Source organism: Lactiplantibacillus herbarum, assembly GCF_001039045.1.
GTDB classification, from domain to species: domain Bacteria; phylum Bacillota; class Bacilli; order Lactobacillales; family Lactobacillaceae; genus Lactiplantibacillus; species Lactiplantibacillus herbarum.
In genome coordinates this window covers 78,038-87,263 of the sequence record NZ_LFEE01000021.1, presented here as the reverse complement: position 1 = coordinate 87,263, position 9,226 = coordinate 78,038, and the positions used below count along the sequence as shown (strand labels likewise).

11 protein-coding genes are annotated in these 9,226 nt (G+C 44.5%); all 11 read left to right on the top strand.

All coding sequences use genetic code 11. The features are described 5' to 3' along the window. The first annotated feature begins 318 nt into the window (after positions 1-318). Positions 319-1,191 (top strand): ABC transporter ATP-binding protein, encoded by an 873-nt coding sequence (locus tag ACG95_RS07890; RefSeq protein ID WP_048000018.1) that lies wholly within the window; start codon positions 319-321, stop codon positions 1,189-1,191. 1 nt (position 1,192) lies between these two features. Then, positions 1,193-2,059 carry an ABC transporter permease gene (locus ACG95_RS07885; RefSeq protein WP_048000017.1) on the top strand — a complete coding sequence of 289 codons (867 nt, stop codon included), beginning with the start codon at positions 1,193-1,195 and terminating at the stop codon, positions 2,057-2,059. A gap of 16 nt (positions 2,060-2,075) precedes the next feature. Further along, positions 2,076-2,534, top strand: coding sequence for a LytTR family DNA-binding domain-containing protein (locus ACG95_RS07880; protein WP_053072739.1), 459 nt, complete (start codon positions 2,076-2,078; stop codon positions 2,532-2,534). Positions 2,535-2,543: 9 nt separating this feature from the next. After that, positions 2,544-2,933, top strand: a complete 390-nt coding sequence (locus ACG95_RS07875; protein ID WP_048000016.1) for a DUF3021 domain-containing protein — start codon at positions 2,544-2,546, stop codon at positions 2,931-2,933. Positions 2,934-3,078: 145 nt separating this feature from the next. Beyond that, on the top strand, positions 3,079-4,071 hold the full coding sequence (gene dapF / locus ACG95_RS07870; protein WP_082137335.1) for a diaminopimelate epimerase: 993 nt from the start codon (positions 3,079-3,081) through the stop codon (positions 4,069-4,071). 306 nt (positions 4,072-4,377) lie between these two features. Next, positions 4,378-4,932: an NUDIX hydrolase gene (locus ACG95_RS07865; RefSeq protein WP_048000014.1), complete on the top strand. Its 555-nt coding sequence runs from the start codon at positions 4,378-4,380 to the stop codon at positions 4,930-4,932. Next, complete coding sequence (locus ACG95_RS07860) at positions 4,932-5,186, top strand: hypothetical protein (RefSeq protein WP_048000013.1); 255 nt, start codon at positions 4,932-4,934, stop codon at positions 5,184-5,186. The genes ACG95_RS07865 and ACG95_RS07860 overlap by 1 nt, the downstream gene beginning before the upstream one ends. Before the next feature lie 20 nt (positions 5,187-5,206). Beyond that, entirely contained in the window at positions 5,207-5,899 is a 693-nt protein-coding gene (locus ACG95_RS07855; RefSeq protein ID WP_048000012.1) for a 5'-methylthioadenosine/adenosylhomocysteine nucleosidase, read from the top strand. A gap of 48 nt (positions 5,900-5,947) precedes the next feature. Then, complete coding sequence (locus ACG95_RS07850; RefSeq protein WP_048000011.1) at positions 5,948-7,099, top strand: cysteine desulfurase family protein; 1,152 nt, start codon at positions 5,948-5,950, stop codon at positions 7,097-7,099. Positions 7,100-7,111: 12 nt separating this feature from the next. Continuing rightward, the gene (locus tag ACG95_RS07845; protein WP_048000010.1) at positions 7,112-7,453 is read left to right on the top strand and encodes a DUF1831 domain-containing protein; all 342 of its coding nucleotides are present in this window, start codon (positions 7,112-7,114) and stop codon (positions 7,451-7,453) included. 117 nt (positions 7,454-7,570) lie between these two features. Further along, entirely contained in the window at positions 7,571-8,695 is a 1,125-nt protein-coding gene (mnmA, locus tag ACG95_RS07840) for a tRNA 2-thiouridine(34) synthase MnmA (protein ID WP_048000009.1), read from the top strand. Positions 8,696-9,226 lie beyond the last annotated feature (531 nt).

The following is a 9,226-nucleotide window of genomic DNA, read 5'->3' as shown; positions in this document are numbered from 1 at the left end:
ACTGATACTGCGGTAATAGAGATTACCTTTAGTTCTTGTAAAGTGTTGTTTAAATGAGTATCAATTTGTAAAACAGAAATTGATGCTCATTTAAACAAGAATCTTTTGTGGGGTCATTCTAGCAAGCTTAAGTGGCTTTCTTGGCTGGTGGGTCAATGAATCAATCGTGTAAATATTGCCAGCAACCGATAATGCTTGCCATATTTTGATAGGTGTTTTTAACCACTTGATGACGTCAAATAACCACTTAGCCAAGATTGCGAGACGGAAGGCTGAGGGTCGCAGTATGCTAGCACCATTCGAGAGGAGCTGGCAAACATGTTATTAACAGCAAAACATTTGACTAAGACTTACGGTCACCACGTTGCGGTCAATGGAATTGATTTACAAATTGAGGCTGGCAGTCTAACCGCCATCTTGGGACCCAATGGGGCGGGGAAAACAACATTGATCAAAATGCTGATTGGACAATTGACGCCAAGTGCCGGCAAAATCACTTATCAAACGACAAAGCAGCCGGGAGTAGTCTTTCAAACTAGTGTCTTGGATGCCCAACTAACCGTGCAGGAAAATCTCAGTATTCGAGCTAAACAATATCATCATATTCCAAGTGGACGAATTCAGGAGTTAAGTAAACAGTTAGGATTAACGAAATTCTTATCGCAGCGCTACGGCACACTTTCCGGTGGGCAAAAACGGCGGGTGGATATTGCGCGGGCTTTACTGAATCAACCTGAAATTTTATTTTTAGATGAACCGACAACTGCTTTGGATATTCAGACTAGAACGGCTATCTGGCAATTATTGCATGAGTTACAACGAACACAACACCTGACCATTATTTTGACAACACACTATTTAGATGAGGCGGATACGGCCGATAACGTGTACGTGGTTGCGGCCGGACAAGTGATTGCCAATGGAACGGCGGCAGCTATTAAGCAACAATACGCACAGAACCGGCTGATCTTGACATCTGGTCAAGCTGATCCACAAAAGCTCGCCTCAAAAGCAAGATTAGTAGGACAAGCCGTTCAAGCTCAAGCAAATGTGGTGACTTGTTTGGTCCCAGATGCTGAAACGGCCTTACAAGTATTGGATGACTGTCGTTCACTGATTAGTAATTTCGAGTTTCACCCGGGAACGATGGATGAAGCCTTTATGGCACTTACTGGAAAGGAGTTGGTTTAAGATGCTAGCCTTAATTAAACGTAATTTATTACTCTATTTCCGAAATCGGAGCGGCGTGCTACTTTCACTAATGAGCGCGGGGATCTCTTTCGGACTTTACTTGGTCTTCTTAAAGCAGGGAATGCATCAGCAATGGTCCAGCTTGCCACAGACCAATCAATTGCTAGATAGCTGGTTAATTGGTGGCACGCTGGCTTTAACGGGGATCTCAACCACGCTAGCAGGACTAAACCAACTGGTATGGGATCGTGAGCAACAGGTTCAAATGGACTTAATGCTGACGGATAGTGGTCCGTTACAATTACAACTGAGTTATCTGATTAGTGCTGCGTTGATTGGTGTTTTAATGCAGGGTTTAATGTTAGCCGGCATGTGGGGTTACTTTAGCATGACAGACGGTCTAACGATTGCGTGGAGTCAATTACCCGCAATTATTGGCGTCATGATTAGCAGTGCGCTACTAGCAACCGTTGTAAACGCCGTTATTTTAAGATGGGTTCGTTCCGTGGATAACTTGGGAAAACTGGCAACGATTCTAGGAACGGCAGCTGGCTTCTTAGTGGGTATCTATATTCCAGTGGGTTCACTACCGACGTTTGCACAGACCCTCGTCAAATTAACGCCGGGGAGCTATGTTGCTTCGTTGTATCGACAACTGTTGATGAAGGAGACGTTGCAGACGGTTTTTACAACCCATACAACTGCAGAACGGCACTTTGAACGTTTAATGGGGATTAGACTTAACTGGTCGGGATTATTGACGTTTAGCCAGACTTATCACATAATGGGACTTATCTTTGTCGGTGGACTGTTAGTTGTGATGTGGCCTCAATGGCGTCAACACCGGCGATTGCGGAAAATAAGTTAGTGATGAGGTGATAGCGGTGATTCATAGTCGCTTTGAACAACAATCAGATATTTCAGTGACTGATCCTGAAGTCGTCGTTAAGGCGGCTAGTCAAGAAGCCGATATTTTGACGCTAATGGCGTATATTGACCATTTTGATCAAAGCCAGCCAGCAATACTCCCCGTAAAAACGAGTGATCGTCTAATGATGGTGAAGACGGCGGATATTATTTTAGCGGACATTCAGCAGGGACAATTATTTCTCTATACAGCGACAGGTGTGATTAAAAGTAAGGAGCCGTTAGTTCATTTACAGAAGCGGTTGGCCAATCCTGATTTTGTTCAGGTCTCAAAGCACGCTATTTTGAACCTCAACCATCTATTTACATTAAGCGACAGCTTCTCTGGTAATATGACGGCGTCCCTAGCTAATCAGGTTAAAACGGATGTTAGTCGTAAGTACGTTAAGTCGTTGATGCAGAGTCTAGGAATATAGGAGGTCGCGATGAAATCATTATTACGCGTCATGATCGGTGGTAGTGGGTACGGGGCGGTCGCCTATCTAGTGGCATTGGCACTGCGGATACAACCCAACTTGCCAACAGCAGGAAATATTATCAGTGTATTGTTAATGAGTGCACTGATTGGCGGTTTAACACTTATTTTCAATAGTGAGTCTTTAGCTTATCCATTGGCATTGCTGATACATGTTTCAGGCACTTTAGCGCTGGTTACTGGTACGATGTGGCTGAACAATTGGGGCGTCACGTGGTCATTTTTGGGGACTTTTGTGGTTGCTTACCTCTTATTGTGGGGAGCGGTCCGCTTCAATCAATTTTTAAGAATCGAAAAGATCAACCGAGTCTTAGCACAGCGTCAGGCGCAACATAAATAATCAAATTTTAGCGACTGTGGGCGGCGAGTAAAAGTCCTTTTACGTAAAATGGTCCTTCGCATTTGAATTTTCATGAAAAAGCCAGTATGATAATGAAGTAGCAAAATAGGACCATAACAATAATACTGATATAGATAGGATGCTGATGGCTGTGAAAATGATCAAGGTACACGGTTCCGGTAATGATTTTTACTTATTGGATCAAACCCAATTTCAAGAACCATTATCTGATGCGGATTTGAAACAACTTGCAATTAACATTTGTAAACGGGATGGTGCGGGACTCTACGAAGGCGCCGATGGGGTGTTAGTTGTCGATCACTCAGAACATCCCCAAGTACTTGGGCGGATGCGGGTCATTAATGCAGATGGTACCGAAGCTAGCATGTGTGGTAATGGATTACGGACCGTTGCTCGCTACTTAGGTACTCAGAATAGCCAGGAGGACTTCCGGGTCCAAACCATGTATGCGGACTTAAAGGTCCAAGCAGTTGCAGATTTTGCAGCACACGTTCCTGCTTACAGCGTTGAAATCTCACCAGTCACATTTGAAGCTGAAAAGATTGGCATGCACGCTAATCATGAAGCCACGACAATTATTAATGAAGTGATTCCAGAATTATCATCTGATTTGAAATTCTCAGCAGTGGCTGTGCCTAATCCTCACTTGATCGCATTTGTTGACCACGACACGTTGGTCGGTCCTGAATTGGGCCGTATCGGTGAATGGATGAATGATGGTAAGAATTCAATCTTCCCAGATGGCGTTAACGTCAGCTTCGTTGAAATTTTGGGTGCCAACTCGATCTTTGTGCGGACCTTTGAACGTGGCGTTGGGTTTACTAATGCTTGTGGGACCGCAATGTCAGCTTCTTCACTGATGTATGTTTTATTGCATCAAGACAGCACTGACTTCAATCAGGAAATTCACGTTAAGAATCCTGGTGGCATGGTTAAGACCGTTGTCCACCAAGGTGCGGATGAAGAATACTGGATGGAATTGATCGGTAACGCAACGTTTGTCCGGATCGTGACGTTGTCATTGAGTGCGGCCTTGGACAATGATTTTAGTGCCGTTACTGCAACGGAAACCGGCGAACAAACTGCTTATGAAGGTTTTGTGGCGCAGTTAGCCTAATAATAAGAATTAGTTTTGACGTGGGAGGTGTGACATAAGTCATGGCCTCTTTTTATATTCTGAATATTAATAGTTGAAACGTGTGATAAAAGCCAGTTGCCTCCGTCTAGCTACGGAAAGCAAACGATTGAAAGCCCCAATCATTCATCTTCCTAGGCTATACTCAGCAACTAACCGACTTTTACCACACTCTTTTTGTTAGTGTTCGTTAAAATTGGCCTATTTATCAGGTTCAAAATTGCATTCAGTGCTGAAAATCGGTATTCTTATTGAGAGAGTATGCTACTGGGAAGGGGTTCTTGGAAGATGGAATTTGAAGAGCACGTTCAAAGTCGTCAGATGGTTTATCAGGGCGACCTAGTGCAGGTTGAACGTCAGCAAGTCACGATGCCGGATCAAACCACGGCGACCCGCGAAATTGTGCGTCATCAGCCAGCAATTGCGGTGTTGATGGTAACACCCGAACGTCAGATGATCGTTGAGCAGCAGTGGCGAGCAGCCGTTAACGGGTTGACACTAGAAATTCCCGCGGGTAAAGTGGAAACTGGTGAAGATATGAACGCCGCTGCGATGCGTGAGTTGAACGAAGAAACGCGTTTGACGGCACAACATTTAGAAGTCGTTGCTGAGTTTTACACGTCACCCGGTTTTACGGATGAATTTATGAAACTCTACGTGGCAACTGGTTTAACACCGGTGACGACCAAATTACCACAGGACCCCGATGAACAGATTGCGTTAATTAAGCTAGATTTACCAACGGCACTTGAACAAGTCCGGACGGGACAGATTCAGGATGCAAAAACGGTGATGGCCATCTGGTACTGGCAGAGTCACCCCGAGTTAGGAGTTGAAGCTTAGTGGCAGATGACGATCAAATGACCCGTCAGAGGTACCGGCAACAACAGAGTCAGTCGCAGCCTAGTGAACCAACTGAGGAAGAACCGGCTGATTCAGGTACTGAGGGTTCCTCACGGCAAGCTTATGCTGCTGAAAATATTCGGGCACTAGAGGAAGTTAAGACTAAACGGATGGCTCGTAAATTGAATTGGGTCATTGCTGGTCTAGTGCTAGGAATTATTATTGTGTTTTTAATATTATTTTTTACCCCATAAGAAAGTAGGATTAAGTTAAGATGAAATTTGGAATTATTTGCGCCATGGAAGAAGAACTTAAAACGTTACGGGAAGCTTTACGTGATGAACGCGTTGTTGCGATTAAAGATATTACTTTTTATGACGGTACCATTGACGGTCAAGAGGTTGTGTTAGTTCAATCTGGTATTGGTAAAGTCCAAGCCGGGATGACGACAGCTTTAATGATCACTAACTTTGATGTAGATGTCGTGATCAACTCTGGTTCTGCCGGCGGTATCGGTGCGGGTTTGTCAGTGGGCGACGTGGTTGTAGCTAGTGCAACGGCTTACCATGACGTTGACGCGACGGCGTTTGATTACGAATACGGCCAATTACCACAACAACCTTTGTATTACGAAACGGATGCCAACTGGGTTGACCAAATCATGGCAGCCGCTAAGCAAACTGGTTTGAATGCTAAGACTGGGCTGGTCGTTTCTGGTGACCAATTTATTGCTGGTAAAGAAGCTACAGATCGCATCTTAGCACATTTCCCAGATGCACTTTCAAGTGAAATGGAAGGCGCAGCTATTGGTCAGGCTTGTCATCAATTCAACACGCCTTACGTGGTTATTCGGGCAATGTCAGACGTTGGTGATGAAAACGCCGGTGTTAGTTTTGACGAATTTATTTTAGAAGCCGGTAAACAATCAGCAGCGATGCTATTAGCTTTATTCGCGGCTCAAAAATAAACTATTAAACGATAACTATTCAGCTTTTGAAGAAGGAAGAATCAGGTAATGAAGCAAGTTTACTTAGATAACGCGGCAACCACCCCGATGGCGGCGAGTGTTATCGAAAAGATGACAGATCAGATGACGAACAATTTTGGCAATGCTTCCAGCACGCATGCTTTTGGGCGTGCAGCTCGCGAAGTGCTAGATGACAGTCGTCACATTATCGCGCAGAGTATCAACGCGGCTGACGATGATATTATTTTTACCAGTGGTGGTACGGAAGGTGACAATACTGCAGTTATTCAGACGGCTTGGGCGCGTCAAGACTTGGGTAAGCACATTATTACCACGGCCATTGAACATCAAGCTATCTTGAAGTCTGCAGCGTACCTAGAAGAGCACGGCTTTGAGGTCACTTATTTACCCGTTGATGAACACGGGAATATTAGTGTTGATGACGTTAAGGCTGCGTTACGCCCAGATACGATCTTAGTTTCGATCATGATGGGGAATAACGAAGTCGGCTCACGGATGCCAATCCATGAGATTGGTGAACTGTTGAAGGACCATCAAGCTTGGTTCCATACGGATGCCGTTCAGGCTTATGGTTTGTTGGATATTGACGTGCAACGCGATCATATCGACATGTTGTCGACGTCGGCTCATAAGATTAATGGGCCTAAATATTTAGGCTTCCTGTACAAGCACAATGGTGTTAACTTCCCCAGTTATATTAAGGGTGGCGAACAGGAAGACAAGCGGCGTGCGGGAACTGAAAACATTCCGGCGATTGCTGGTTTTGCAACGGCGGTTCAGGAACTTACAGTTGCTGAAAAAGCCCACCGTCAAACGAAGTACCATGAATTCAAACAATATATTGTTGATCAGTTAACGGCTAACGGTATTGACTTTGAGGTAAACGGTTCGTTAGGTGAAGATGCCTTGCAACACGTTTTAAACTTGTGGATTAAGGGGATTTCAACCTACACACTCCAAACTAATCTAGACTTGGGCGGCGTGGCTGTGTCAGGCGGGTCCGCATGTACTGCGGGTAGTTTGGAACCTTCACACGTTTTAATTGCGATGTTTGGCGAAAACTCAGCACGGATTGCGGAGTCTATTCGATTAAGTTTTGGCCGCTATACGACGACCGAAGACTTGGACCAATTTGTGACGGTGCTTACTAGTACGGTCAACCGAATTTTAAAAAAATAGGGGGTACGGGTAATGGCATACACAACTACAGTTAAACTTGAAGGCGATACGAAAACGTACGCGTTGAGTAAGACAATCAAAAAATATACGTTGATGGATTTAGGTTTTGTTAAAGGGCGTTCTGGGGTTTTTAGTCTTGAACGTTCATTGGACCCAATGTCACCATATCAAGCAGCTTATAAGCTAAAAATGACCGTTGATGCTGACCTGACGGGTTACAAGATGGCAGTGGTCACGGGTAACGGTGCTCAGCGGGCCAATATCTTTAAAAATGACGCTCATCCAGAAGCCGTGGAACAATTACGGTTTGTCATGGCTAACTTTATTGAGCGTGATGTTTTAACCGAAGTTTAATGACGAAACGCCTGGCTTGCAGCCGGCGTTTTCTTTGTTATAATGGAATATACTGGACTTGTACGACCTTCAAATCGTGGATTCTCCAGAATCTTTTGGAAATGATGGTGAACAAATATGACTGATAACAGTAAAACCCGTGTCGTTGTCGGCATGAGTGGCGGTGTTGATTCATCCGTGGTAGCTTTATTGCTTAAGCAGCAAGGCTATGACGTGGTGGGCGTCTTTATGAAGAATTGGGACGATACGGACGAAAATGGTGTCTGTACGGCGACCGAAGATTATAAGGACGTTGCTAAGGTTGCGGATAAAATCGGCATTCCATATTACTCAATTAATTTTGAGAAGGAATATTGGGACCGTGTCTTCACATACTTCTTAGACGAATATAAGAAGGGCCGGACACCTAATCCCGACGTTATCTGTAACAAAGAGATTAAGTTCAAGGCATTTTTAGACTACGCCATGGACCTTGGTGCTGATTATATTGCAACTGGGCACTATGCGCGCCTACAGCATGATGACGATGGCACGATGCACCTATTGCGTGGTGTTGACAGCAATAAGGATCAGACGTACTTCTTAAGTCAGTTGGACTCAGAGACCTTGCAAAAGGTGATGTTCCCACTTGGCGAGATGATCAAGCCTGATGTTCGTAAGTTAGCTTTAAATGCTGGCTTAGCAACGGCTAAGAAGAAGGATTCCGTTGGGATCTGTTTCATCGGCGAAAAGAACTTCAAGGAATTCTTAGGCCATTATTTACCAGCAACGCCTGGTAAGATGATGACTGATGAAGGTGAAGTTAAGGGCGAGCACGCTGGTCTGATGTACTACACGATCGGTCAGCGTCGTGGTCTCGGAATCGGTGGCGATGGTGAGGATAACGAGCCATGGTTTGTTATCGGTAAGGATCTCAAGAAGAATATCCTATACGTGGGTAAGGGTTACCATAATCCACACCTCTATGCGACTTATCTTGAGGCTTCAGATTTACATTTCGTTACTAACGAGGATTTGGGCAATGATTTCCACGTCACAGCGAAATTCCGTTACCGCCAGACTGATTCAGGTGTTACGGTACACTTCAACGAGGATCACACCCAAGTACGAGTGACCTTTGACGATCCAGTCCGTGCGATTACACCAGGCCAAGCCGTTGTTTTCTACCGCGGCGAGGAATGTCTTGGTTCAGGTATGATTGACGCGGCTTATAACGACGAGCGTGTCTTACAATACATCTAATTAAAAATTATAATTAATTTATTGAGCATTACTAAGTGGCCTGTTGAGGTTACTTGGTAATGCTTTTTTTATAGTTGTACTCGTTAAAAGTTTAATTGATTATTTCCTATAACGATGCTGTCCGTGCGCGTTTATCCGCCTACCAGAGTGGGCTGACAACGCTGGAACGCCATGGGCACGGTTTTGAGCTCACACCCACTTGCAATCTCAAAACTCGGCCTTACACTAACCTGAGCAAACCACTCAGCTAAGTGTAATTTCATGGCTGAGCGTTGTCAGACCACACCTCACGGCTAGTTTAGATTTAAGATGTTGATAAGTCTTTACCTAGCTTTAGTTGGACTGATCGTTATTTCAAAAAAGATTTAGTTGGCAATTTTCAGTAATTGTTTATTTGGGTAGGCGTATACATTCGTTGACTGAGGAATTATATTCTAGACGAACTTAGTAATCATGATCAGTCAGTCAAAAATTAGGTGCGCACATGTCTGCCTTTTAAGGCTATCCAGCCGTGAGGGGCGTCCTGACAAT